This window comes from Homoserinibacter sp. GY 40078, from assembly GCF_008017545.1.
Taxonomy (GTDB): Bacteria; Actinomycetota; Actinomycetes; order Actinomycetales; family Microbacteriaceae; genus Homoserinibacter.
In genome coordinates this window covers 503,259-524,648 of the sequence record NZ_VRTZ01000002.1, presented here as the reverse complement: position 1 = coordinate 524,648, position 21,390 = coordinate 503,259, and the positions used below count along the sequence as shown (strand labels likewise).

The 21,390-nt window shown below is 67.7% G+C and carries 33 protein-coding genes and 1 tRNA gene; 4 read left to right on the top strand and 30 right to left on the bottom strand.

Going from position 1 to position 21,390, the window contains the following annotated elements:
• Positions 1 to 47: 47 nt before the first annotated feature.
• From FVQ89_RS11265 to FVQ89_RS11210, 12 genes are all read right to left on the bottom strand, one after another.
• Positions 48 to 368 (bottom strand): hypothetical protein, encoded by a 321-nt coding sequence (locus FVQ89_RS11265; protein ID WP_147902032.1) that lies wholly within the window; start codon positions 366 to 368, stop codon positions 48 to 50.
• Between the two features lie 78 nt (positions 369 to 446).
• Complete coding sequence (locus tag FVQ89_RS11260) at positions 447 to 725, bottom strand: hypothetical protein (RefSeq protein WP_147902031.1); 279 nt, start codon at positions 723 to 725, stop codon at positions 447 to 449.
• Positions 725 to 1,054 (bottom strand): hypothetical protein, encoded by a 330-nt coding sequence (locus FVQ89_RS11255; RefSeq protein WP_147902030.1) that lies wholly within the window; start codon positions 1,052 to 1,054, stop codon positions 725 to 727. Before FVQ89_RS11255 ends, FVQ89_RS11260 begins: the two co-directional genes overlap by 1 nt.
• The gene (locus FVQ89_RS11250; RefSeq protein ID WP_147902029.1) at positions 1,051 to 1,632 is read right to left on the bottom strand and encodes a hypothetical protein; all 582 of its coding nucleotides are present in this window, start codon (positions 1,630 to 1,632) and stop codon (positions 1,051 to 1,053) included. Before FVQ89_RS11250 ends, FVQ89_RS11255 begins: the two co-directional genes overlap by 4 nt.
• A gap of 35 nt (positions 1,633 to 1,667) precedes the next feature.
• Positions 1,668 to 2,894 (bottom strand): P22 phage major capsid protein family protein, encoded by a 1,227-nt coding sequence (locus FVQ89_RS11245; RefSeq protein WP_147902028.1) that lies wholly within the window; start codon positions 2,892 to 2,894, stop codon positions 1,668 to 1,670.
• A gap of 69 nt (positions 2,895 to 2,963) precedes the next feature.
• Positions 2,964 to 3,539: a hypothetical protein gene (locus tag FVQ89_RS11240; protein WP_147902027.1), complete on the bottom strand. Its 576-nt coding sequence runs from the start codon at positions 3,537 to 3,539 to the stop codon at positions 2,964 to 2,966.
• A gap of 76 nt (positions 3,540 to 3,615) precedes the next feature.
• Positions 3,616 to 4,419, bottom strand: coding sequence for a hypothetical protein (locus FVQ89_RS11235; RefSeq protein ID WP_147902026.1), 804 nt, complete (start codon positions 4,417 to 4,419; stop codon positions 3,616 to 3,618).
• Positions 4,406 to 5,737, bottom strand: coding sequence for a hypothetical protein (locus FVQ89_RS11230; RefSeq protein ID WP_147902025.1), 1,332 nt, complete (start codon positions 5,735 to 5,737; stop codon positions 4,406 to 4,408). The genes FVQ89_RS11235 and FVQ89_RS11230 overlap by 14 nt, the downstream gene beginning before the upstream one ends.
• An 11-nt stretch (positions 5,738 to 5,748) precedes the next feature.
• Entirely contained in the window at positions 5,749 to 7,449 is a 1,701-nt protein-coding gene (locus FVQ89_RS11225) for a terminase (RefSeq protein ID WP_147902024.1), read from the bottom strand.
• Positions 7,450 to 7,451: 2 nt separating this feature from the next.
• Complete coding sequence (locus FVQ89_RS11220; protein ID WP_147902023.1) at positions 7,452 to 7,949, bottom strand: hypothetical protein; 498 nt, start codon at positions 7,947 to 7,949, stop codon at positions 7,452 to 7,454.
• Entirely contained in the window at positions 7,949 to 8,164 is a 216-nt protein-coding gene (locus FVQ89_RS11215) for a hypothetical protein (RefSeq protein WP_147902022.1), read from the bottom strand. Before FVQ89_RS11215 ends, FVQ89_RS11220 begins: the two co-directional genes overlap by 1 nt.
• 769 nt (positions 8,165 to 8,933) lie before the next feature.
• Complete coding sequence (locus FVQ89_RS11210) at positions 8,934 to 9,692, bottom strand: HNH endonuclease (protein ID WP_147902021.1); 759 nt, start codon at positions 9,690 to 9,692, stop codon at positions 8,934 to 8,936.
• Between the two features lie 133 nt (positions 9,693 to 9,825).
• Between FVQ89_RS11210 and FVQ89_RS11205 the strand changes: the two genes are divergently transcribed.
• Complete coding sequence (locus FVQ89_RS11205; protein ID WP_147902020.1) at positions 9,826 to 10,320, top strand: hypothetical protein; 495 nt, start codon at positions 9,826 to 9,828, stop codon at positions 10,318 to 10,320.
• A 117-nt stretch (positions 10,321 to 10,437) separates the two neighbouring features.
• Here FVQ89_RS11205 and FVQ89_RS11200 read toward each other — a convergent pair whose 3' ends face one another.
• The 5 genes from FVQ89_RS11200 to FVQ89_RS11180 all read right to left on the bottom strand — a co-directional run bounded on the left by FVQ89_RS11200 (position 10,438) and on the right by FVQ89_RS11180 (position 13,542).
• Complete coding sequence (locus FVQ89_RS11200) at positions 10,438 to 11,475, bottom strand: hypothetical protein (protein ID WP_147902019.1); 1,038 nt, start codon at positions 11,473 to 11,475, stop codon at positions 10,438 to 10,440.
• Positions 11,472 to 11,864 (bottom strand): hypothetical protein, encoded by a 393-nt coding sequence (locus FVQ89_RS11195; RefSeq protein WP_147902018.1) that lies wholly within the window; start codon positions 11,862 to 11,864, stop codon positions 11,472 to 11,474. The genes FVQ89_RS11200 and FVQ89_RS11195 overlap by 4 nt, the downstream gene beginning before the upstream one ends.
• A complete protein-coding gene (locus FVQ89_RS11190; RefSeq protein ID WP_187265013.1) occupies positions 11,864 to 12,427 on the bottom strand; it encodes a hypothetical protein in 564 nt (187 codons plus the stop codon). Before FVQ89_RS11190 ends, FVQ89_RS11195 begins: the two co-directional genes overlap by 1 nt.
• A 378-nt stretch (positions 12,428 to 12,805) precedes the next feature.
• Positions 12,806 to 13,132 carry a hypothetical protein gene (locus FVQ89_RS11185; protein ID WP_147902016.1) on the bottom strand — a complete coding sequence of 109 codons (327 nt, stop codon included), beginning with the start codon at positions 13,130 to 13,132 and terminating at the stop codon, positions 12,806 to 12,808.
• Positions 13,132 to 13,542, bottom strand: coding sequence for a hypothetical protein (locus FVQ89_RS11180; protein WP_147902015.1), 411 nt, complete (start codon positions 13,540 to 13,542; stop codon positions 13,132 to 13,134). The genes FVQ89_RS11185 and FVQ89_RS11180 overlap by 1 nt, the downstream gene beginning before the upstream one ends.
• A 53-nt stretch (positions 13,543 to 13,595) precedes the next feature.
• On the opposite strand from FVQ89_RS11180, the gene FVQ89_RS11175 reads away from it, so the two are divergent.
• Positions 13,596 to 13,850 carry a hypothetical protein gene (locus tag FVQ89_RS11175; RefSeq protein ID WP_147902014.1) on the top strand — a complete coding sequence of 85 codons (255 nt, stop codon included), beginning with the start codon at positions 13,596 to 13,598 and terminating at the stop codon, positions 13,848 to 13,850.
• A gap of 2 nt (positions 13,851 to 13,852) precedes the next feature.
• On the opposite strand, the gene FVQ89_RS11170 is transcribed toward FVQ89_RS11175, so the two are convergent.
• The gene (locus FVQ89_RS11170; protein WP_147902013.1) at positions 13,853 to 14,152 is read right to left on the bottom strand and encodes a hypothetical protein; all 300 of its coding nucleotides are present in this window, start codon (positions 14,150 to 14,152) and stop codon (positions 13,853 to 13,855) included.
• A 57-nt stretch (positions 14,153 to 14,209) separates the two neighbouring features.
• Here FVQ89_RS11170 and FVQ89_RS11165 point away from each other — a divergent pair, with 57 nt between their 5' ends.
• Positions 14,210 to 14,746 carry a hypothetical protein gene (locus FVQ89_RS11165; protein WP_147902012.1) on the top strand — a complete coding sequence of 179 codons (537 nt, stop codon included), beginning with the start codon at positions 14,210 to 14,212 and terminating at the stop codon, positions 14,744 to 14,746.
• A 13-nt stretch (positions 14,747 to 14,759) separates the two neighbouring features.
• Here FVQ89_RS11165 and FVQ89_RS11160 read toward each other — a convergent pair whose 3' ends face one another.
• The 11 genes from FVQ89_RS11160 to FVQ89_RS14725 all read right to left on the bottom strand — a co-directional run bounded on the left by FVQ89_RS11160 (position 14,760) and on the right by FVQ89_RS14725 (position 20,795).
• Positions 14,760 to 16,484, bottom strand: a complete 1,725-nt coding sequence (locus tag FVQ89_RS11160; RefSeq protein WP_147902011.1) for a DNA cytosine methyltransferase — start codon at positions 16,482 to 16,484, stop codon at positions 14,760 to 14,762.
• The gene (locus FVQ89_RS11155; protein ID WP_147902010.1) at positions 16,481 to 16,774 is read right to left on the bottom strand and encodes a hypothetical protein; all 294 of its coding nucleotides are present in this window, start codon (positions 16,772 to 16,774) and stop codon (positions 16,481 to 16,483) included. The genes FVQ89_RS11160 and FVQ89_RS11155 overlap by 4 nt, the downstream gene beginning before the upstream one ends.
• Entirely contained in the window at positions 16,771 to 17,469 is a 699-nt protein-coding gene (locus tag FVQ89_RS11150; RefSeq protein WP_147902009.1) for a hypothetical protein, read from the bottom strand. The genes FVQ89_RS11155 and FVQ89_RS11150 overlap by 4 nt, the downstream gene beginning before the upstream one ends.
• On the bottom strand, positions 17,466 to 17,744 hold the full coding sequence (locus FVQ89_RS11145) for a hypothetical protein (RefSeq protein WP_147902008.1): 279 nt from the start codon (positions 17,742 to 17,744) through the stop codon (positions 17,466 to 17,468). The genes FVQ89_RS11150 and FVQ89_RS11145 overlap by 4 nt, the downstream gene beginning before the upstream one ends.
• Positions 17,741 to 18,448 (bottom strand): hypothetical protein, encoded by a 708-nt coding sequence (locus FVQ89_RS11140; protein ID WP_147902007.1) that lies wholly within the window; start codon positions 18,446 to 18,448, stop codon positions 17,741 to 17,743. Before FVQ89_RS11140 ends, FVQ89_RS11145 begins: the two co-directional genes overlap by 4 nt.
• The gene (locus FVQ89_RS11135) at positions 18,435 to 19,283 is read right to left on the bottom strand and encodes a PD-(D/E)XK nuclease-like domain-containing protein (protein ID WP_147902006.1); all 849 of its coding nucleotides are present in this window, start codon (positions 19,281 to 19,283) and stop codon (positions 18,435 to 18,437) included. The genes FVQ89_RS11140 and FVQ89_RS11135 overlap by 14 nt, the downstream gene beginning before the upstream one ends.
• Positions 19,280 to 19,657, bottom strand: coding sequence for a hypothetical protein (locus FVQ89_RS11130; protein ID WP_147902005.1), 378 nt, complete (start codon positions 19,655 to 19,657; stop codon positions 19,280 to 19,282). The genes FVQ89_RS11135 and FVQ89_RS11130 overlap by 4 nt, the downstream gene beginning before the upstream one ends.
• Positions 19,654 to 19,872, bottom strand: a complete 219-nt coding sequence (locus tag FVQ89_RS11125; RefSeq protein WP_147902004.1) for a hypothetical protein — start codon at positions 19,870 to 19,872, stop codon at positions 19,654 to 19,656. The genes FVQ89_RS11130 and FVQ89_RS11125 overlap by 4 nt, the downstream gene beginning before the upstream one ends.
• Positions 19,869 to 20,282 (bottom strand): hypothetical protein, encoded by a 414-nt coding sequence (locus FVQ89_RS11120; RefSeq protein ID WP_147902003.1) that lies wholly within the window; start codon positions 20,280 to 20,282, stop codon positions 19,869 to 19,871. Before FVQ89_RS11120 ends, FVQ89_RS11125 begins: the two co-directional genes overlap by 4 nt.
• Positions 20,279 to 20,449 (bottom strand): hypothetical protein, encoded by a 171-nt coding sequence (locus FVQ89_RS14465; RefSeq protein WP_187265012.1) that lies wholly within the window; start codon positions 20,447 to 20,449, stop codon positions 20,279 to 20,281. Before FVQ89_RS14465 ends, FVQ89_RS11120 begins: the two co-directional genes overlap by 4 nt.
• A 169-nt stretch (positions 20,450 to 20,618) precedes the next feature.
• Positions 20,619 to 20,795 (bottom strand): helix-turn-helix domain-containing protein, encoded by a 177-nt coding sequence (locus FVQ89_RS14725; RefSeq protein WP_370454480.1) that lies wholly within the window; start codon positions 20,793 to 20,795, stop codon positions 20,619 to 20,621.
• A 176-nt stretch (positions 20,796 to 20,971) separates the two neighbouring features.
• Here FVQ89_RS14725 and FVQ89_RS14720 point away from each other — a divergent pair, with 176 nt between their 5' ends.
• The gene (locus FVQ89_RS14720) at positions 20,972 to 21,319 is read left to right on the top strand and encodes a helix-turn-helix transcriptional regulator (RefSeq protein WP_147902442.1); all 348 of its coding nucleotides are present in this window, start codon (positions 20,972 to 20,974) and stop codon (positions 21,317 to 21,319) included.
• Here FVQ89_RS14720 and FVQ89_RS11105 read toward each other — a convergent pair.
• Positions 21,276 to 21,352: transfer RNA gene (locus FVQ89_RS11105), tRNA-Ile, on the bottom strand. The genes FVQ89_RS14720 and FVQ89_RS11105 overlap by 44 nt on opposite strands.
• Positions 21,353 to 21,390: the final 38 nt, after the last annotated feature.

Genomic DNA, 21,390 nt, shown 5'->3' with positions numbered 1-21,390 from the left:
GCGGAGTCTGAGAGGCGAGCCGTCGCGGCCGCCGGATGACGCGACGCCTACGCGACCCGCTGGGCAGTGATGGTCGTCGTCGCGTCGAAGTAGTACGTGCCGTCGTCGTCGCGCTGCTCGTTCGGTCCGGAGCTTCCCTCGCTCTTCACGAACGGACCGCGCCTCGGTGAGGACTCGAGCGCGTACAGCGCATCGGCGCAGAGGTCGAACGCGGCGCCTTTCGTGGCCGCCCAGCATTCGACCGTGACGAGGTAGTTGCGCGACACAGCGGTCTCGATCTGTCCCGGCGCTACCTGCACAACGATCTGCACTTCGCGTGACTCGTCGCGCACTGCGAAGGCTTCGATGCCGGGGCTGCTGGCAGCCAACGCTGCCTTGATTCGGTCGATTGACCATCTGCGCATGTCGGGCCATCGGGAGGCGAACTCTGGCACCGGAAAACCTCCCTAGAGCTTCACGCGAGCGAGAGCCTCACGAAGCGCTTTCTCACGCTCGCGCTTGGTGCCCGTGGACGGCGACGACTCCCGGCGATCCACGATCAGAACCGCGAGACGGCCAGCAGGACCGTAGCCGCGGGTGACGAAGACCTCGTGACCCGGGCCGGCAGCGCGCGTCGCCGCGTCAGCGAGAGCGTCCTCGATCCCCTGGCCACGCGAGTCGAGGAGAAGCTGCTCGCGGATCTCCTTGCGGTTGTGGCCGTCAATCGGAAACGTTGCGCCCGCCACTACGCGGCCACCTCGATCCGGAAGTGGGTGCCGGCATGCTCGCCGTCCTCCTCCCACTCGGCAACCGTGCCGTCAATCCGGTAACGGATGCCGTCGACCTCCACCTCATCAGTGGTCAGGATCCCGCTCGGTCGGCTGAGCTCGATATACACCTCGCGGCGGGTGGTGATCGTGCGGCGCGTGGGCTCGGTTGACTCGTCGCCCGTCGCCCATGACGCATCGCCGAAGTAGGTCGCCCAGACCGGCCACGTGCTCGGAGGAGGCGTCTGCGGGTCGCCCCACCGGTCCTTGGTTGCACCGGGCGCCCGGTACACCTTGATCGCGGTCACCGGCCAGCCGCCACATGCGTCCCGCCGAGCCGCGTTCGGAACGAACGAGCCAGCGCAACGTCTTCCGGGGCCAGGCGGGTAGTGCCGCCGATGGCCCACGTCGCGTAGGTCTCCTGCCGCGTGAACGGGCCGCGAACTCGCGTAGACGCGGTGAGGCCGGCCGCAGCGTCCTTTGAGACGGTGAGCACCGTCTTCGCAATCTCAGCGATCGCAAGCCGCACGAGCTCTGGCACGATCTCGTCGCCGTGCGAGTAATCCACGATCACGAACTCGCTTGCCGACAGCGGTGTTGTGAGCACCGACTTGAAACGGGTGAAGGATACCGGTCGACCTCGAGAGTCGAGCAGTTCGTGAACAGCGGTGACGGGTCGCTGCGGGAGGCGGACCTCGCCGCCGTCGACCTTGAGCCGCTGCTGCGAGCGGCCCGGGGTGAATTGCTGACCCGACTCCCGCCGGAACAGCTCCGACGCCTTCGCGAGGACGGCATCCACACGCTGCGTCTCCTCCGGGGTCAGGGCACGACCGACCACGGGGACGACGTCGTCCGCAGTCGCGAGGGGGATGTACTCCTCAGTCATGCCCTGACTCCCTTCGGATTGGTCGACTCGGCGGGTTAGGCCGCGGTCACTTCGACATCGGGCGAGTCGCCGCCGGTGAGCGACGTCGCCGCGGTGAGGGTCACGTACTCGGTGAACTTCACCGTCTTCGTGGCCGACCCGGTGACCTTGACGCCAGCGACCCCCTCGAGCGCGTTGAGCGCCGAGGCAATCGCCGCGTTCGTCGCGTTGTGCGCGATCGGGTCCGTGGTCTCACCGTCGACGGTCAGCGTGAACTCCCCGCCCGTGGGCCCGCCCGTCACCTGCACGGTGTAGGCCTGCACCCCCGCGACTGCGCCGAAGATCACCTTGACTGCGCGGACGAACTGCATCCGCGGCTCGTCGTCGTCGAAGAGGATCGCCCCCTCGTCGTCCCGCTCGGGGTCAGTGACGACGCCCGCACCGAGGAAGGACTCCACGATGGACCGGTCCTTGGCGTGAGTCGAGTCGTAGTCGAAGATCTGCGTGACAGCCATGCCGTTGGCGGTGACCGATGCGCCGGAGACGGCACCGCGCGGCACCACCGGGGCGACGTTCGCCAGTGCGACCGCCGTGGAGTGGACGAAGTACGACTCGTCCTCGCCGAGCGCCTGAACCTCGATGACGATGAACCCGCCGAGCTTGCCGACGACGCCTTCCCGGAGCGCCTCGGGCAACCCCGAGGTGTCAACCGCGAGGAGCTTCTCGTGGCCGGCGATCTGCTCGGAGACGCTCGAACCCACGAGCCAGTAGCGGCCACCGTCCGGCACCCATGCGTCATTGAGCAGCTTGCGCGCGCGCAAGGCGACCTTGCGCGGGTCGCCGCTGTAGTCCGTGGCACCCGGAGTGAACGCCACCTCGAGCACGAACGATGCCGCACGAAGGGTCGCGGTGATGACCTTCTCGAAGAAGGTCACCATCGACTGCACCTGCGGCGCCTGGATGTCGCGCACGAACTCGACCTCGTCGAGCGTGGCCTCCTCCGGCGACAGGTGAACCGCCTGGACGGGGAACTTGTCGAGCTTCACCTGGATCTTCGTCTGGGCGATGCGGTCCACGACGATCGGGTCGTCATTGCGCCAGCCCTTATCGCGCGCGACGAGGATCGGGGGGCGCTTGATCCCGACGACGTCGCCCGCCGCTCCGGTGAAGTCCGCCTTGCCCAGCTTGATGGTGAACAGGGATGGGAGCTTCACGTCGAGCTTGAGCAGCTCAAGCGCGGTAGCGGCGAGCTTCGTCGCCTTCTGGAAGATGTTGTCTGCCACGGGAATACCTGCCTTTCATGCAGTGATTGAGCCCAGGCGTTCGTGGCGAACGACACCGGGGGGAATTGGTTAGTGGCCGCGCGCCGCCTTCACGACGTCGACCGCCGACATGTCGCCATCGCCGATTGGCTCGCCCTCGCCCTGCCCGCCCGTTCCGGGCGCCGCGGGCGTCTTCGGCAGGATCGACGCGAGCTGGTCGGCGTGCACCTCGAGCTCTTCCCGCGTCCCGCCGCGAAGGGCGTCCGCGGGGACACCCTTCGCCTTCGCGACCTCGGCCGCGATGGTGGCGAGCTCGCTCTTCTTGGCCGTCTCGGCGTCCTTGGCCTCGCGTTCCGCGAGAGCTTGCTCCGCCTTGCCGAGTCGCTCGGTGAGCTTGTCGATCTCGGACTTCTTGTCCTCGTCGGCCTGGTCGACCTTTGCCGCCTTCTCGCGAAGCTCGGCGAGCTCCTCCTTGGTGATGTCCGGCTTGGCCTTGGCGCGGGCCTCCCAGGTGCGGGAGTGCGCCTTCCACTTGTCGGCATCGGCGTCGTCGGCGGGCGGCGTCGGATCGTTCGATCCTCCGCCCGTGCCCGTCGGGTCGGTGATGAAGAGCAGACGCGGACGGCACGCGAGCGGGCCATCCACGAATCGGCGAGTGCTGAACATGGTTGTTCCCCGTTTCGGAGTGATGGGTTCGGTTCCCCATTCGGGGCGCCGCTTACCGCGCAGGTCGCGCGGGAAGTCAGATGTCGTCGGGACCGGTGAATCGGTCTCCTCGCCAAGCGAGAGTCGGACCGAGCTCGCCGTGCTGATTGACGACGATGAGGTTGCGGTAGTCCGAGATCGTGGTCGCGGCAGGCACTCCGGACGCGTCTCTTGGACCGAGCTTCTCCTCAACCGCTGCGTAGGTGTTCGCGAGGAGATCCGGGTCGATGGTCTGCCCGGGATCACCTGCCCCCCTCACGCCTTCTTGCCCGCAATCGCATCCGGGATGGATCGGCATGAGTGAATACGCGTTGTATCGCTGGGTCGACGCGATCACGCAAAGCGCACAGTTCTCTCGCCCCGTGAGGGTGCGAATTCTGTACTCGTATCCGGCGCCCGCGTACGAGATCCGCGCCTGACGGTTGCGGGCCTGCTGCATGTCGGTGGTGGCGATCGATAGCAGTCGGTTCAGCCCCTGCTGCTTCGCCGCCTCGAAGGGCGTTCCCTTCGACAGTGCGGTGTAGGTCTGCACAGCCGGCCGCCGGTAGACGACCTCGTCGGGCACGCCGCGGTAGTCGATGATCTTCGGGTCAACCGCCATCGGCGGCCGATCGAAACCATCCACCCGCGCGAGGCCGAGGACGTAGCTCGCGGTCATCTGCGCCATCTGAAGACGGCCTGCCCGGATGACCGGCAGCGACTGCCTTACGATCCGGTCGACATCCGCGTCTCGCAGCGAGCTGGCAGAACCCCACACGCTGGCTATGTACCGGCTCACGCGGGAACGGATCGCGTCTGCTGCGACCTCGTCCGCGCGGGTCAGCGCCTCACGCGTCGCCACCGGGCGCTCCGGTCAGCGCGATCACCTCGAGCTGCTCGCGGGCACGCTCGGTCTGCTCGGCTTCGATCTCGTCGGGCGACATTCCCCAGATGTGCTCGTCGATCCACCGCTGACTCTTGCCCGCAGCGCGCGCCTGGGAGGCGGCAGCCGCCTTCTCGGATAGCGCGATGTGTTCTGGCGGCTCCCAGGTCGACTGGATCGTCTCCTGCACGTCGAACCCGAGAACGCGTGCGGCGAGCAGCAGCGCACCGTCGACCGGGAGCGCCGCTCGCACGAGGCGGTCCTTCGCCTTTTGGATCTCGCCCTTGTGCGCGTTCGCGGCGCCCGTGGCGGACTGGTTCTGGCCGGACGGGATGAACACGTCCAGCGGAACCTGCATCACCGCAGCGAGGTCGCGCAGGTCCGTCTTCTCACCCTCGAGCAGCCCGGCGATCTCGACCGCACCCGACTCCCAGATGTCGATACCCTCGGGCAGGTCGACCATCGCACCGGGCGCGAAGTTGAGTCGTGAAGCCCAGTCGATCGCGTTCCCGTCGTCGTCCGTCTCGGGCAGATTCTTGAACGCACGCGCCTTGAACGCCTGGTAGGCGGTGACGACGAGACGCTGAAGCTTGCCGAGGTTCACCGCGTCGATCGCGTCGAGATGAGGTTCGAACTCGGCGACCCCGCCGAAGTTCTCGAGCACGAACACGGGTGGCGGGCCGTCGAACACTTCGGGCTCCCCGACCGGCGTCCAGTCGCCCGACACCTTGCCTCGGATCGACCCGCCCTGAGTGACGGTCGACCGCTCGAACCGCTGCCGCAGCCCCGGAACGGTTACGAGGGCGAAGTCCTGCTTGAGAATCGTGTCGCGCCACGCCTGAAGCGACGCACGGGCCCGCCACGGCTGCACCGGGTCAGGCTCGACGTAGACACGCTCCGGCCCCTCGGACGTGATGATGGGTTCTCCGTCGCGGATCCCAACGACGAGGTGACCGATCCCGACCGAGAGCATGTCCCAGATGGCGCCGGGGATAACGATCGCGAGACGGTTGTTGCGCCACACGACCTTGAGCGCGTCGAGCAGCTCCCCGCTCGAGCTTGCGCCGACCCGGAGCCCGTTCGGCACGATCCGGCCTGCAAGCGACGAGCACGCGAGCCCAGCGACGTTCTTGCGCGCCTTCTTCTGGAACGCCTCCCACGACTTCCGAGTGTTCCGCCCCATCTCGGGAAGGTCCGCGTCGCCGCGCGAGTAGCGTCGAAGCTTCAAGACGCGCGGCATCCGCTCGTCCATCCGCTGCGCCAGAATCGGCAGCCACTCCTCGGGGGTGGTCGGCATGCGGCCCTCCTCTATGCGAGCTGTCGCGGCATCCGCCGCGTCTGCGTGTTGACTCCCGCACCGATCGCGACGAGCGCAGCAGCGAAGCAGAGCATCAGGCCCCAGCAGGCGTCGACCTTCGAGTAGTCCTGATCGTCGTCTGGCTTCTTCACGACGTAGCCCGACCGCCGCGGGTCACGGCGACCGTTGATCATGTGCGCGATGAGCCGCGGATGCGCTTCGACCGTGACGTCGGCCGCAACGATCTGAGCGTGGAGCTGATCGAATGTCTCGCACGTGCGCGACACGTCCTTCTGCTTCCACTGGATCGGGTTGTCGCGGCTGAGCTTCGCCTTGTACTTCCGGCCGTGCTTCGCTTCCCAGTTCTTCACGTTCCCCGCCCACCCGGCGGACGGATCCGCGAAGAACCCGACCACGTTGTAGCGCTTGTGCGCGTCGTCGACGGTCTTCTCGATCTCGAGCTCCGGAGGTCGCCACCCGCGACCGGCGGGCCCGTCGGGCTGCTCCCACATCCCGAGCACGAAGAAGTGCCTCTGCCGGATCGAGTAGCCGATGAGCACCGTCGAGTCGGCGATCCGGTCGTCCTTGCGGCCTTGCGATCCGTCAAAGCCGAGCACAACGGGTTCCGTGCGAGTGATCGTCTTCGGCTCAGCACGGCCGCCTTCGCCATCGGCCACGATCGCTCTCACCTCAGGCTGCGAGAGCCACGAGTCGAGCGAGTGCGTGATCTGATTCAGGAAGTCCGCACGGAGCACCTGCGGGTCGTTCGACGTGTCAAGGAACGCGAGAGCAGTCCCCTCGATCGGCGCCCACCCGGGAGCACACGGCGGGTCATGAAGAACGCACCCACGCGGGTCGTCCGAGCTATCGCCGTAGGCGTATCTCAGTCCCGCGATGAGCGAATCACGATCGCTCGGGTCCGTGTCAGGGGGCGCTTCGCGGTGGTCGTAGAGCACCTGTCGGGCCTCGGCGAGGTCGGGGTACTTCCCGGACTTGATCTTTTCCCAGTCGAGCGCCGACATCTCGGCGACTGAGCCCTCACCCGGTGTGAAGGCGTTCGGGGACTCGAAGATGACGCCGCCAGCCTTCGTAGCGTTGTTTCGGAGATTCTGCGCGAGGCGATGCCCGCCGTTCCCCTTCACCCACTCCTCGGTCTGATCCAACACTGCGGCAACTTGGTCCGGGAGACCCTTGATCGATCGGCCTGCTGACGTGCGGGCTTCGATCTTTCCGCCGCCTGGCATCGAGATGAACGAGTCCATCGGGTCGATGTCGAACTCATCGACGAGCGACCCTTCGGTCACCATCGCGAGCAGCGGCTGCCACGTGTTCTTGACCTGATCCTCCGACGTCGCCGTGATCGGAACGTTCACGGTGCGCTTGATGCTCAACCAAGGTCGCGCTACTGGCTGACCGTCAGCGTCCCATCCGTCGGGCACGACCTCGAACAGCGCCTCGGCGATGCCGAGTGCTGCGAGGTTCGGCGACTTGCCCCACCCACGGGGCCGTTGCAGGATGCCGCGTCGCTTCACCCGCCGGCAGCTGACCGGGTCGATCTCGTAGAAGTCGACGAGGAACTCGAGCATCTCGAGCGTTGGCACGAACGGCACGAGCTCGCCGCCGACCTCGAATCCGAGGTACTCGGACATCTGATCCGCGACGTGATAGCCGAGGGTCGGGAAGGGCTCATCATCGAGAGGACGCCAGGGCATCGCTACCCCTCCACCTCACTCGCCGGCCTGCGCGCGGCGACCCCAGCACGCCGGGCCCGACTGTCGATCCGTTGCTTCTTCTCGACCGCGCCCAGCTCAGCGTCCGTGGCGATCGCGAACTGCATCCGCAGCCGCAGGCGGTCCTCCGCAGTCGCGCCGAACTTGGCGGTACGAAGGCGCAGCTCACTCGCGACCTTGTAATTGCCCTCCATGAACTCGGCGTGCAGGAACGCAGCGATGAGGAGCTCTGACCAGTCGACCTCGGTGAAGCTCGTCGCCATTGGCGAGCGCCCCCACATCGCCCACCACTCACGCGTGCTGGTGGGCCAGTCGACGGGCTGGTCCCAGTCGTCGCCGTCCTCGTCCTTGCGAACCTTGTAGCGCGTCGGAAGGTCGGGCTGCGTCGACGGGGTCGCCTCGAACACCGTGAGCGCCTGGGGATCCTTGTTGCGGCGAGCCCGCCGTGCCGGATCCTTCGGCGTGGGACCACGCCCCGCCATCAGGCACCCGCCGGCAGCAGCTCCGCTCGGAACCGGAAGGTCCGGACCCACTCTCCGTCGCGGAACTCGATCGCCTCACGCACCAGCTCCGGGACAACGAAGCCCGGACGCAGCTCGTCGGTCGCAATCGTCTTCAGGTGCTCGATCGCCGTGTCAACGGCCTCCTCGAGGTCGGTCGCCACAAGGGCGAATGTCGTCGAGTCGGGCATGAACATCGCTACCCCGTTTCGGGATCGGTAGGTGGCCCTTCGGCCCAGAGCGTCAGCCCCGCTGCGCGGCCCGGACGGCGGATTCCCAGACCCGTACAGAACGCGAGCCACAGCAACTCCCCGCGGGGGAAAGGCCGGGGGGAGGGGGTGGACCGGGGGTCTCGTCGGATTGCGTCGCGAACGGTCGTCGCAGCGTGGATGTCGGTTCAGTGAAGGCCAGGGTGACGCTCTGGCGGGCGCAGTCGCGATCCTCGGCGGGGCCGGGCCCGGGCGGCTTCGCGTTGCGTCTCTCGGTTGTGGTGCCAGTCACAGAGAGCGCGGACCATGTCAACGGTCGTGCGCTCCCCCGGCCGCCACTGTTCGATGTGGGCGGCCGCGAGGTTGGTTGTGGCTGGGCACCGGTCCCCGTTCACCAGCATCTCTACACACCGGTACCCGTCGCGCTTCAGGCAGGCATCCCGCACGTCAGTCGGAACATGCTTCGGCCGTGAGCTCTCCCAGGGCATCTACCCGCCCCAGCCTCGACGAAGCGGGCTCCCGGTGGCATCGAACACACGACCACCTCCGGGCAGAAGATCCCCTCAACACCTCAGCGCAGCAAGCCCTACCGCGGGCGCTCGATCGTTCGTCTGCGGGGGTGAGGGGAAGCGGACATGAGAAACGCCCCGGAGCTGGTGCTCTACGGGGCGTCTACCTGCCGGTAGGCATGGCTCACCGGCACAGTTTCAGATTAACACAGCTTCTCGAGATATCGAAGCAAACCCACGCGGTCGAGCTACGCGTCGTCGATCCCCAGGCGCGCACGGAGCTCTTCGCCATCGAGTACAACGAGATGCGTTACGTCGAACGGTTGCGGATCCTCGATCACTCCGCCCACCAGCGTTCGCGTCACACGACGCCCATAGACGGCCAGCCCACGCTCCAAGAGCCCATCCAGCATCGATTGCAATGTGCGCTGGACCTCGCGGACTGCTGCGAACCCGTCGGCCAGTGTCTCTTCGGCACACACTCCGACGTCCCGTGCGTAGCTGAGAAATTCATCAGCCGCGTCGGAGGCATCCGGATCCCCGTCCCCCTCGACCGACCGCATGTTCCACAGACCGGCTCCGGCTACGAGATCCCACACCTCCGCTCCGCTAACAACCATGTGCATCTTGAGCGCGTCCTCGCCGGGGCCTTTCTGGAGACGAACTGGTTCCAAATGGTCATCTGCGAACCTCTCCTCGGCCCACCGCTCATGAGCTCTCTTGCGCTCCCTAAGTTCGTCAACGGTGAACACATCAGGCTGATCGTCGACTCGCTTGTGGTCGTCAGCGCACAGAAGAATCAAGTTCTCGTAGTCATCAAGCTGATGGCGGCCATCTCCTGACCCTCGAGGGCCAGCCTCTTGGCGGGCGATGATGTGCGCCACTTGGCCAAGGATCAGTCCCGGCAGGGCTGCACTGTCGGCGTCAATCGTCAATGGACGCCGGCAGATCGCGCAACGGTTGTGCGACCTCGCCCACAGCAGCTTCTCACTTCGAGAGATTGCCACGCGTCGACACTAGCGAGTGCGGCGAGAGCTTGGAACGGCCGCGACGATAGCCGGAGGAGAGTCGCGAGGCTCCACGCGCATGGTGAATGCGGGGTCTTCGATCAGGGGTGAGAGTCAGGCGTAATCTTGCCGCATGACCGACTACGACGAAGTGGTTCAATCCCTTCACGACCGCATCACCCGCGACCAGGGGTGGGCCATGCTCAGCCAAGATCCACCGGAGATGCGGGATTGGTATTTCAATTTTCTCGCGCGGCTTGCACTCGCTATTGGGAACGAGCATGTCCTACTCCTCACCTCAAGCTCAGAGGATTCCGGGAACTTTGACTTCGCTGGGAAGATCGCCGTGTTCACCCCCGGCTTGATCGCCGAAGCCAGCATCAATCGCCGTAATCCGAACGTGTCGCAGGTCACGGTCGAGCTTTCGGTGCGGCCGCTCCGCGTCGATCGGCTGACTATCGACACCACCAAGCGCTCGCGCGACGGCTCACCCTGGCCTGGTCGCTTGCGCCTCACACTCAGGACGCAGGAGCGCTCCATCGTCGTCCCCTTCTCGACGATCGCCCCCCAAGAGGAGTACGCGGAAACGTTGGCGCTGCTAGAGCACGTCCGCGGCGCCCTTGGATAAATGCAGGCCCCCGATCTATCCATCGGCCTCGGCCCACATGGCGGGCGGGCAATCAAGCACCACTAATCCGACGCCGCAGGCTCGAAATAGCAGGACATCCCGCTGCCCCCGCTGGCCCTACGACAGTCGGCCCGTGTACGCCTCCATGGCACGCGAACGAGATGCCTCGAGGCACGGATTCGCGGCGCCTCGGATGCCAGCCTCGGCAGCCGCGGTCAGTCCGTCGTGAACGAGCTCAAGACGATCCGCGACAACACCGTGGAGAGCTCCGACGGTGCGTGGCGACGTCACCGCCACGACCGTCCACCCGTCTCGCCGCAACTCTGCCGCGCGCCTCACTGCTAACGGGGCGGTTCGTGCGCCGACAATGATTCGGGTTGCGCGGCGCGCCTGCAACTCGCTGATCTCGGCCGCCGTCTGAGGGTCATCCCTCAGCGGGTCGCCGACGAGCGACTTCACGAGTTTGGACGTATCCGGGATGAGCGTCTCGGTCGTTGTCGGGTATCTCGCTTCACGAAGAGCGCCGGCGATCGCCTCAACGTCGACGCCCCCCTGCCGGGCCATGTGGATAACCTGCGGGTCGCCCTTCCAGATCCCGCCACACTGGTCGCTCGAGTTGCGGCAGCGGGCAACAAGCTCGCCATCCTCGAGGTTCACGACAACCGCGTCGACCTCGGCCTCCTGACCGCTCGCCCACACCACGACGCGCGCGAGGCCGCACACCGGGCAAGCGAATCCACGTAGCGGGGCCTGCCACCTCGGGTCGAAGACCTGCCGAATGCGCTGCACCCACCCCGAAAGCCGTTCCTCCGCCACGGCCACCGCCGTCTCGCCGAGGTCGCCCCGATCCAGCGCGGCATGGAACGAGATCGACCATGCGAGCAGGTCGACGACAGCGGACCCCGTCGGCCGTCGAGCCGACATTCCCCGGTAAAGGTCGGTGATGCCGACGTGCTCATCGTCGCCGACCACGATCTCTCGCCAGAGGTCGACCGCGCCCGGATCGATCGGCATCGCAGCACCCGATGATGCACCCGCCGCGGTTCCGCCGATGTCGCTGTGGCACGCGCGCCGCAACTGCACGAGCAGCGGGCGCGCCTCGCCGTCCTGAACTGCGAGCCGCTCCACCAGATCCGCTACGGACTCGGTACTCATAACGCCTTCCTCCCCGCGGGCCCTCGCCGCTGTTGGTCGTCAAGGGCGAACGCCCCGTGTTCGATGTGTGCACTGCGGCGCGAGATCTCCTTCTCGCCGACCGCGAGCGAACCCTCGTCCCTCGCACGACGCCGATTCGCCGGCAGACCGTACCGACGCCGCCTCGACGAGACAGCGCTGTTCGTCATGGACAGCCGCGCGGCGATCTGCGCGTCGGTGTAGCGGGCACGCCAGAGCTGCAACACGGGATCGGAGTCGAACGGCACCGACGTCGACGCGGCCACGGCACACAGGTCCGCGACGTACTCGGGTACCTTCATGTCGAACTGCTCAGCCTTGCCCGCGAGCTTCCAGAACTGCTCGTCGGGGATGTCCATCTGGAATCTCATCAGCCGACCGCTCCTCCCCATGCCTTCACGGCGTCGTCGTGGGAGATCTCTCCCCTGATGAATTGGTCGTGCAGCTTTCGCGCACCGGCACATGCCCCGCAAGGGATCAGTCCCGTGTTGATCGGATGGAGCTTGCAGCCCTGCGGGGGAGGCATGTCCGGGTCGGACATCCACGTGGGGCGCTCCCCGTCTCCCGCTTCTCCCCCGCTTTCCCCCTTCCCCTCTGCCGGAGTCGGCCCGGAGGCCGCCCACGCCGCCCGCTGGGCCGCCTCCGGGCCCGGGTCGGGTGACGGGTGTCGCGAGCCGTCGCGGCCATCGATCGACACGAACTCCGCCCACGGGGCAGGATTCACCTGCAAGAACAGGCGACGACCTGACTCGTAGAGAAGCAGCCACCCGCGCCCTTCGAGGGCAAGTAGCATCTCGTCGACGGTTTCCGGAGTCACGTCCTCGTCGAACTCGTACAGCGCCTCCCGCAGCACCCTCGACGACGCGATCTCCCGACCGGCGGCGTCGACGTACATCAGCAGCGCCAGCAGGAACAGCCGCAACGACTGCGGCATCGAGAGGAATCTCTCGCTCCGCAGTAGCGGCTCGGACTTGAGCTTCCTCGTCGGACTGAATGGCATGCTGAACAGCTCTCCTGAACGCGGTAACTGCGGCCCCCAGGTCGCCCGGGGCGACGAGGAAGCACTCGGTGAAGCCCCGGCCGCGCCAGAGCAGATCGGTTGACTCGTGGTGCGTCGCGAACGCGCGCGGGAACCGCGCGGCGAGGTCGACGAGCGCCCGCTTCTCCCACTCGAGGGAGGTGTCTCGCACGAGCACGACGATCTCGGCTCCGGTGGCAAGGAACCCCCGCACACGGGATGCGGCGCGAGCGTGGCCGACCTTGAGCACGCCCCGTTCGCGCCAGTAGACGACGTAGGTCATTACGGAGTCGCTCAAGAGGCCCTCCGGATCCGCACAATCGGGCGCTCGTCATCGGGCGTGCCCGGAGCGTTCTGGTGCCGACCGCACAGGCACTTGCCGAGGCGCATCCGGTGGCAGTCCCACGACTTGCAAGCGCCATTCCCGTCCTGCACATCGCCGCACTCGAGGGTCCGCTCGTCCAGTAGCACGAAGGTCAGGAGCTCGCCGGTCTCCCGGCGAGTCACGGTGATCTCTTCCGGTGGGTCGAACACGTCGCGCAGCCCGCTCGGCGTCAGCGGCAGAAACAGGGACGCCCGCTCAGCCGTGCCGGGGAGTCCGTAGGTGTTTCCTCGGTCCATCAGAACGGCACCTCCTGATCGGTCGGGGCGGCGCGGCCATCGGCCGTCAGCCACACCTCGCCGCCATGGGCGGCATGCAGCACAGGGACGTGGCGGGCATCAGCGTGCAGAGAGATCGCGATCCCTCGCCGCATCGCCTCCGTCTGAAAATTCGCGTCCGAAGTGATGAGCCCGTTGATCGCCGACTCGAGCCACACGAGGTTCTCGATCCGGTGCTTGTCGGGTCGACCTCCCATCCCGCCCTGACGGTGCTGCGGCACGAGCACGTCGGAGTCGGAGCCGCGCACATACTCGCGGCCGGTCCATGACGACACGTGCCCGTCGCGCTCGTCGAGCGCATCGAGCAGAGCCTTCGGCACGTGCCGAGGCGACCGCACGCGCCGTGGCTGCTTCTTCGGGTGCCCGGTCATGCGGTCACCTGCGGGGGCTTCCGGCGAGGAGCCTCGAGCGCTACCGTCTCGGCATGGCTACCGACGACCCGCTCGACGAAGCGATCGAGCTGCTCACCTCGCCCGCGAAGTACATCAAGACCTACGGCGGGATCAACAAGACTGAAGACGAAATGGTCTTCCAGCCGATCATCCGAGCGCTCCGACTCCTCATCGGCGAGGTTCAATCGCTGCGCGGGGAGGTCGACGAGCTCCGCGGTCAAGAGGGATCCATTGCGAGCGGGGGAATTCAGGTCTTCGACCCGAACGACCGCCCCTGGCGGCCGTAGCGTCATCCCGCCATCTCCTCGTAGTGGAGGGCGTCGATCCGCTGGCGCTCGAACTCTTCGAACGTCATCCGTCCGTGCTCGGCGAACCACTCGAGCAACTCCTCCGAGGCGTACGCCTGCACTCGCGCCCAGGGTCCCATGAACAGCGAGTACGGATCGACGTGCGCGGCTCGACCGCGGCGGTTCAGCAGGTGATCCCTGCACGCCTCCGCAGCCCTCTCATATGCCTGCTCTCGGTAGTCCTCGAACTCGGAGCGGAGCTTGCGCCAGTTCCTTGCGGCGTCGGCGAACAACGCGCTCACGACGAGCACCACTTTGAGGGGCAGACCACTCGAGCCGCAGCCGCTACGGTGCCGAGCATGGATCCCACGCCACTGCCGATCCCGCTACCCGTCGACTTCGGCCCGACGCTCACCGATTGGCTGCTCGTGTTGGTGACGGCACTGGGGGTCGCAGCCTCGACGACCGTCGCCATCGCGGCGTGGAAGACGTCACAGCAGGCCGCTCGCATAGCCGAGACCTCCCACAAGGCGGCCGTCGCCAGAGCGCTCGCTGACGACAGACGTGAGTTTGTCCAGGAAGTCGCCGGCTGGATCAACGACAACCGCGCGTCTCTCATAGACGCGGCCGAGCTCACTGTTTCCTCCTCACGCATCCGCGTGCGGGCAGCGAGTCTTGGGGTAGACGGCCTCGGGAGTTGGATCCGTGAAGCAGCGGACCTGATCCGAGCCGTGAAGGGGCGGGCCACAGTACCCCGCGGGAAGAAGCAATCACCCATGGACCATCGAGGCGACGCGGTCAACAAGCTGCGGAGCGATGCGGAGAAGCGGCTCATCGGCTGGATGCTCGGGGGCGAGCTCGACCTCACTCCCTTCGAGATGCCGCCTTGGGGCTGAATGCCGGACGCGTTCACGAGAGCACCTCGAACACCTGCTCGCCGATCCAATGCGCGACGTTCACAGCGACCGCGTTTCCGGCCCCCTTCGTCGCCTCCGACTTGTTCGCGGCCGACACGTCGTATCCCTCCCAAAACCGCTGCGCCCGCAGGTGCTCGGTCGGGTTCAGCATCCGGAAGCGCACGTCGGCGAGGTCGAACGGCAGCTCGCCCTCGTACTGCGAGTCCGGGCGCTTGCGCTCCGGGATCACTAGAGCGTGATTTCCGCCCGCTCCCGTGATGGGGTGCGTCGGCTCCATCACCGAGGTGTTGAGGTGGCTCTGGTCACCGCGCGATCCGTACTGGCGCGAGAGGAACGCGCCGGGCGGGATCGTGAGCCCGTGGTGGTTGCCGCCTGCCGAGACCGCGGCGAGCGCCTCGGCGATGTTGTTGGCAGTGCCGGTGCCGTGGAAGTCGACGAGATAGGGCGGCACGACGAGGTTGTGGTGCGCACCGCCCGCGGTGATCGCACCGAGCGGAGCAGAGTCGGCGTCGTCGTTGCGGCGCTCGGACCCTGCCTGCTCGCCGTAGTGGTGCGAGACGAAGGGGGGGAACACGATCCCGTCTCCGACCTTCGTGGAGCGGGTGGGGAGCGGTGCCCTGTAGAGAGTCTGCGCACGGCGATCGTCGTCGTGGTTGACCGCGGTCATGAACGGCGGCACGCTCAGCGCGTCGCCCGTACCGCCTGCCTGCCGCGTCATCAGCGGAGCGCCGTCCGCTGCCCACGCGCGGTAGTAGGCGGACGGGTCTCCGAATCCGCGGTGGTCGGGCTTCGCTGCATCCCACGTCTGGCCGCCGTGCGCGACGACCGCGGGGCGAGCGAACATGCGCGCGCCGACTTCTACGCGCCGCATCGTCGCCGCAGCAAGGGGGCGCATGCCCAGGCTCTCTCGGTCGCCGATCCGGATGCCCAGGTCCGACCAGTCGATGACGCCCGCTGCGGGCAGTACGTAGGGCTCGACGATGTGGCGTGCGTGGCGGTTCGCGCCACACACGTAGTCGTACTGACGGCGGTACTTGCCGACCTGCGGCGCTCCGGGAGCTGCGGGCTTCCGCCAGTGCTGCCGCGCCTCGACGACCTCGCCGCACTGCTCACACCACGCGGGCGGGCGGGGCTCGATCCGCGGCATGCGGACCCCCTTCGCGGTCAGGACGATGTAGATCCGGTCGCGCCACTGCCCAGCGGGAGCGTTGCCCGGGCCGTAGACGTGCGCGGCCGACACATTGACGATCTGCCACGAGTAGCCCAGCGACTCCCACATGAGCAGCCAGCTCCGGAACAGCGGCCACGAGGCCACCTCGGGCACGTTCTCGATCATCACGGCCTTGAACCCGCGCGCCTCGGCGGCACGGATCGGGTCGAACATCGTCGCTCGCGATCGCTCGCCCGCGTCGTTCGGCACGTACTCGCCGAACAGGTCAAGGTCGGCCGCGCGGGGTCGCTTGCGTCCGCCCGCGGGCGAGTGCCACGTGCACTCCGGGGAGGCCCACAGCACGTCGGCATGCTTCGGGAGACGGCGCATGTCGTAGCCGCTCAGGTCGCCCTGCACATGGTCGGCGGCGCGGTGGTTCGCTGAGTGCACGGCCACGGCCTTGTCCCAATGGTTGTAGGCGGTCGCCAACTCATAGCCAGCCTCGACGAGCCCCGAAGAGCTGCCACCGAACCCGGCGAAGAAGTCGAGGAACACGGGGCCGCTCATGCGGTCGCCTCCTCGGCGCCCGACCATCCAGACGAACGCGCCGCGTCGTCGAGCGGGAGGACAACGCGGTGGCGAAAGTGGCCCCAGAACACGGCTGCGGCGATCGTGTAGGTCTCGGTCGTCGCGTGCGCGACCTTCCGGAGTGTGAACGCGGACAGATCGGGGTCGATTTGCCAGAAGCGGAACCGCAACAGCAGTCCCTCGCGGCCGTCGAACCGCCATACGCCGGGGCGCGACGCGATCACAGGCTCCATCCCGCAGGTGTCGCAGTAGTCGATGCGAGCACTCATCCGCGGGCCTTCTTCCGCGCCTTGAGCTTCGCGACCGTTCCGCTGACACGCAGCTCGCCACGGAGACGGTCACGCTCGGCAACGAGTCTGGCGACCGAGGTTGGCAGGACGCGGCGCTTCGTGGTGTTGATCGCGGCGAGGATCTCGAGCGCAACCAGCAGCAGCACCGGCATAGCCCCCTTGATGAACGGCCCGATCTCGTGCGGGAGGGTGCCCGGGGTGGTAACCGACTGCCAGTAGGTGAAGTTGACGACGGCGGAGAAGCCGACGAGGCCGAGCGTCACGACGACACAGAATGCGACCGCGGCCCAAGCGCGCCGCTCCCGCAATGCGAGGGTTGCGACCGCGGTGCCGACGAGGAACACGTCGAGCGCTGTCGGGAGCACCCATGACAGCGCGGGAGTGAACGCCATCTCGGCGGCGTGCAGCAGTCCGTCGATCGACCCGACGCCGCCCGCGACGACGCCGAGGACAAGGGCGAGGTTCGCGAGGCGGTGCATGGCGATGTTGTCGGCGCTCTTCGCGGCACCCGATCCCGACCGGGCGCCACGGCGCTTCTTCGGTTCGACCTCAGCCTCGACGACCCGGCCGACGCGACGCGTCGCTTTACGCGGCCGCGCGACGCGAAGCACCTCGCGACCTCCGTGGTCGAGCTCGACGAGGGTCGGGGGCAGACCGGAATCGGGGGTGCTCACGCTGCACCTCCGTCGAGGATCGCGTCGGCGAGGGCGATGCCGTCGCGCTCGGTCGACCACACGACGCGCTCGATGCCGCCGGTCGCGACAGCCGACTTGATCCGGGCGCAGGTGCTCTCGAGGATCGCGAGGATCGCTGCACGGCGCTCGGTGTCGGGCTCGAGGCTGAGCAGTTCGATCGCGGCGGCGAGGCGCACGAGCGGCCGCTCGGCCTCGTCGAGTCCGAACGCGGCGACCTTGACGGCCTGCGCGGCGGTCAGCTCGGCGGCGCTCACTTGGCCGCTCCCGCGAGCTTGAGGAGCAGCCAGACGGTTTCGATGTCGAGCACCTCGACGTCGTACAGCGCGGGCTCGGTGCGGGGCGCGTTCACGAGCGCGATCCCGTCGTCGCGGACCTCAGCGAACACGTCAACGTCTGCCGGAAGGTCGCGGTGGCCGACAACACCCTCCGCGTCGTGGCGGGCGATGAGCAAGACGGGGCCGGCATGCTTCCGCAGCGTCTCGATGAGGGTGCGCCACCGCTCGCCGACGGTGAGCCAGTAGCCCGCGCCCGGGGTGACGGTGCGCGCCCAGTCGCGGACGGCGTCGGCGAGCTGCGAGACACCGTCGATGACGAGCATGTGCGGCTTGCCGCCCTTCTCCCGCCCGAGGGTGGTCATCGCGGCGATCGCGTCCTCGAACGCGTCGAGCGTGCCGTCGTGGTCGACGATTTCGAACCGGGCGCCGGGCGTCGCGCCGAGCGCATCCGGGGTGCGCTCCTTCCACGACACCCAGAGGGTGCGGTCGATCAGGTCGGAGGCGGACGCGATCGCGGCGAAGCGGGCGGAGTCGGCCTTCGGGCCCCCTGCGAGCAGCATGATCGGCCAGGGCGAGACGCCGGTCGGCTTGCGGAGCGCGAGGTTCACGGGGCCACGAGCGCGCGGGCCCGTGCGCCCGGCGCGCGAAACGGTGGGGACGGTGGGCAGGTCAGTGGTCGTCATTGTGGGCGTCCTGGAAGTCGTAGACGTGGAACATCGGGGGCTTGAGCAGCACGACCTCGTCGGGGTATCCCGGCCAGGTGTTGCTACGGGCGCACTCGGCGAACAGGCGCCGAGCGTGCGCGGCGTCGGTGACGCCGATCGAGACGAAGTCGGAGTCGAGCGCGGCGACGAGCACGTGGTGTGGGGGCTCGCTTTCCACGGCGACGAACGCGAACTCGAGATCCGGCGCGCCGCTCGGGTCGTACGTGTGCAGGTAGTGCGGCTGCTGCACGTCGTACCGGAACCGCGCCACCGCCCGGGCGAACCCCGCGGGACTGGCGTCGGTGGTGGTCTTGAGGTCGACGGCAATGCGGCGTCGGCCGGTGCGCTTGGGGAGGAAGTCGAACCTGGCGCGCAGGTCGATGCCGGTCTCCGGGTCGGTGTTGAAGATGGTCGCCTCGGGGGTGCCGTCCTGCTCGAGCAGGGCACGGGCTGTTGTCGAGCCGAGCACGGCTTCCGCCATCGCGTTGACCTTGTCGGCGACGTCCCTTTTCACCGGCACCCGGCCTGCCGCGCGCTGCTGCGCGGCCCACTCCTTCGCGGCGGAAGTCGACGCAGCCCCGTTCGTCGCGAGGACATCGCGCGGGTAGACCGCGATCTGCGCTCCGACGCCGAGCACCTTCGCATGCACCGCGTGCCCGAGGTCGAACTCGTCCTTCGGCGGCTGCGGGTGCGTACGCCAGTAGTCGAACGTGCGCGGCGACTTCAGGATCCGCTTCGCCCCCGTCGCCGAGAGCGCCGGGTGCTCGTGGTACTTCCCCTCCGGGTAGTTGGCCCGGACCCGCGCGGCCGTCACGAGCGGCCTCCCCGGTGGTGGGCACCACGACGGTGGCGGATCGGCGCGACGTTGTCGGGCAGCTCCGTGCCATCGGCGCGCACGAGCTCGTCGAACGTGGGGCCGACGGCCGCCAGGCCGACGGCAGCATCGCGCAGGATGGCGGCGTGGTGGCGTGCGATGTGGTCGCCCGAGATCGGGAACTCTTGCCCGAACCGCTCGTGCAGGTACTCGATCGTTGCGACGTCGGCGCGGGCGTCGACGTCCTGGCCGATGTGCCCGGCGACAACCTCGCTGAATCGCGAGTTGATCTGGGGGTCGCGACGCAGGGCCTCGGCGAGCATCCCGAGGGTGCGCTCGTGCGCCTCGGCGATCTGTTGCTGCACGCGGTTCATGCGGTCACCACCTGCACGCCGAGCATGTCGGCGAGGTCGAGCTCGCCGCGCTGCTCGAGGAGGCGCGCGACCGCGGCCTGATGTTCCACCGGCACGGCGGTCGTGGAGTACCAGCCCGACACGTACCCGTCCGAGGTCTTCTTCACGACGGGGCGCTTCGTCTTCCCGAGGCGCTGCATCGACGCGGTCTTCGCCGCGATCCGACCGGCGGTCACGAGAGCTTCCCGAGTGCTGCGCGTCCGGCGTCGGTGATGGCGTACTCCGCCTCGGGGAGGTGATTCGCCGGGTTCACCCGGTCGCGGACGATCTCGAGGAGACCGTCCGCAGCGAGCTCCCCGGCGCGCTTCCGCGGCGAGTCGACGTGGATCTTCCGCCACCCATTGCGGCTGCGGCGCAGGTCGTAGAGGTCGTTGATCTCGGCCCCGATGATCGGCCCCTCCTGAAGGACGATCTGCAACACGCGCAGCTTGGTCTCGTGGATCGACCGTGCGGATGCGTCCGCGGCGACGTGCGAGTTGTCGCGGTCACCGCGCCGCACCCGCGGAGCATCGACACCGAGCGTCGTCCCGACGAGCGGCTTCCCTGCCGCGCGCATCGACTGCGGCAGCGTCAGCGCGGCGCTCACGCATCGACCTCCCCGACGTGATCCCGAACGTCGGTGATCGTTCCGTCGGGGTGCTCGTCGCAGTCGAAGTGCTGCACCTTGAAGTCGCCGAGCAGGCGACAGTGGCCCCCCGACGCTGGGGGTGTTGCCGCCGCCCCCTCGGGCGCTACCGTGTTATTGGAGGGCATCCGCATTGCCTTTCGTTCGGCCCCCGGTGCAACGGGGGCTGTTCTCTTGCTGGGGCAGTTCGCTCCGCCATAGCTGCGGGCGGGTCTAGCTACGAGCCCTCCCCTCTGGAACCGAGGTAGGCGAGACGCATTGCAACCGTGATCGCCGCTCCGAGGAGCACGAGCCCAATCACGACCGCACCGGTTCGCCGAAGAACGCAGAGACCGGTACGCCGAGGCGAGCGCTGAGCCTGGATAGCTCGGACGCGGAGAACTCGACGCGACCCGCGAGGCGCCGGCTGACCTGGGGCTGTGTCAACCCCAACGCCTCAGCCACGTCCACTTGGGATGCACCTCGGCGGGCCATCTCGGCTTTCACGTTCTCGACGACTCCGGGAACGTATGCATCTGGTGCATTGGGCATGCGTACAAGCTATGCATCCGATGCATAGTTGTCAACGCAATGCGTAAGCGCGGCGTGTCGGGTTCAAGCGCTAGGAGGTCCCTCTATGCGCACATCGCATATTCTGATACACTCAGCGCATGTCCTCAGCAACGATCACCGAGCTGCCTGGGCGCGACGCCGCGCGCGAAGTCATCGCCGCGCCCATCCGCGCACACCTCGCCGTGAAGAACATCTCCGGATCGGATCTCGCGCGTCGAATCGGTCTCACCCAGCCGCAGATCAGCCGACGGCTGTCCGGGCGACTGCCGTTCACCTCGGACGACCTCAATGCGATCGCGGCCGAGCTCGATCTCACGGTGGTGGAGCTGATCCAGATGCCGAAGCCCAGCATCACCGGAGGAGGCACGCGCCTTGTCGGCGTCGGCACGACGATCCACCGATTGGTAGGGCGGACGGGACTTGAACCCGTGACCGACGGATTATGAGTCCGCTGCTCTAACCAGCTGAGCTACCGCCCCGTGAGAAGCAAACCTACCGGGTGGCGAGCACCGAGGCC

Coding starts and splice junctions, on each gene's coding strand:
- FVQ89_RS11240 (WP_147902027.1), bottom strand. CDS start 3,539: ATGTTCAGCACTCGCCGATTCGTGGATGGCCCGCTCGCGTGCCGTCCG.
- FVQ89_RS11250 (WP_147902029.1), bottom strand. CDS start 1,632: ATGACTGAGGAGTACATCCCCCTCGCGACTGCGGACGACGTCGTCCCC.
- FVQ89_RS11180 (WP_147902015.1), bottom strand. CDS start 13,542: ATGACCGGGCACCCGAAGAAGCAGCCACGGCGCGTGCGGTCGCCTCGG.
- FVQ89_RS11215 (WP_147902022.1), bottom strand. CDS start 8,164: ATGTTCATGCCCGACTCGACGACATTCGCCCTTGTGGCGACCGACCTC.
- FVQ89_RS14465 (WP_187265012.1), bottom strand. CDS start 20,449: ATGCCCTCCAATAACACGGTAGCGCCCGAGGGGGCGGCGGCAACACCC.
- FVQ89_RS11160 (WP_147902011.1), bottom strand. CDS start 16,484: ATGAGCGGCCCCGTGTTCCTCGACTTCTTCGCCGGGTTCGGTGGCAGC.
- FVQ89_RS14720 (WP_147902442.1), top strand. CDS start 20,972: ATGTCCTCAGCAACGATCACCGAGCTGCCTGGGCGCGACGCCGCGCGC.
- FVQ89_RS11230 (WP_147902025.1), bottom strand. CDS start 5,737: ATGCCGACCACCCCCGAGGAGTGGCTGCCGATTCTGGCGCAGCGGATG.
- FVQ89_RS11175 (WP_147902014.1), top strand. CDS start 13,596: ATGGCTACCGACGACCCGCTCGACGAAGCGATCGAGCTGCTCACCTCG.
- FVQ89_RS11225 (WP_147902024.1), bottom strand. CDS start 7,449: ATGCCCTGGCGTCCTCTCGATGATGAGCCCTTCCCGACCCTCGGCTAT.
- FVQ89_RS11220 (WP_147902023.1), bottom strand. CDS start 7,949: ATGGCGGGGCGTGGTCCCACGCCGAAGGATCCGGCACGGCGGGCTCGC.
- FVQ89_RS14725 (WP_370454480.1), bottom strand. CDS start 20,795: ATGGCCCGCCGAGGTGCATCCCAAGTGGACGTGGCTGAGGCGTTGGGG.
- FVQ89_RS11165 (WP_147902012.1), top strand. CDS start 14,210: ATGGATCCCACGCCACTGCCGATCCCGCTACCCGTCGACTTCGGCCCG.
- FVQ89_RS11205 (WP_147902020.1), top strand. CDS start 9,826: ATGACCGACTACGACGAAGTGGTTCAATCCCTTCACGACCGCATCACC.
- FVQ89_RS11200 (WP_147902019.1), bottom strand. CDS start 11,475: ATGAGTACCGAGTCCGTAGCGGATCTGGTGGAGCGGCTCGCAGTTCAG.
- FVQ89_RS11195 (WP_147902018.1), bottom strand. CDS start 11,864: ATGAGATTCCAGATGGACATCCCCGACGAGCAGTTCTGGAAGCTCGCG.
- FVQ89_RS11185 (WP_147902016.1), bottom strand. CDS start 13,132: ATGGACCGAGGAAACACCTACGGACTCCCCGGCACGGCTGAGCGGGCG.
- FVQ89_RS11140 (WP_147902007.1), bottom strand. CDS start 18,448: ATGACGACCACTGACCTGCCCACCGTCCCCACCGTTTCGCGCGCCGGG.
- FVQ89_RS11130 (WP_147902005.1), bottom strand. CDS start 19,657: ATGAACCGCGTGCAGCAACAGATCGCCGAGGCGCACGAGCGCACCCTC.
- FVQ89_RS11190 (WP_187265013.1), bottom strand. CDS start 12,427: ATGCCGCAGTCGTTGCGGCTGTTCCTGCTGGCGCTGCTGATGTACGTC.
- FVQ89_RS11155 (WP_147902010.1), bottom strand. CDS start 16,774: ATGAGTGCTCGCATCGACTACTGCGACACCTGCGGGATGGAGCCTGTG.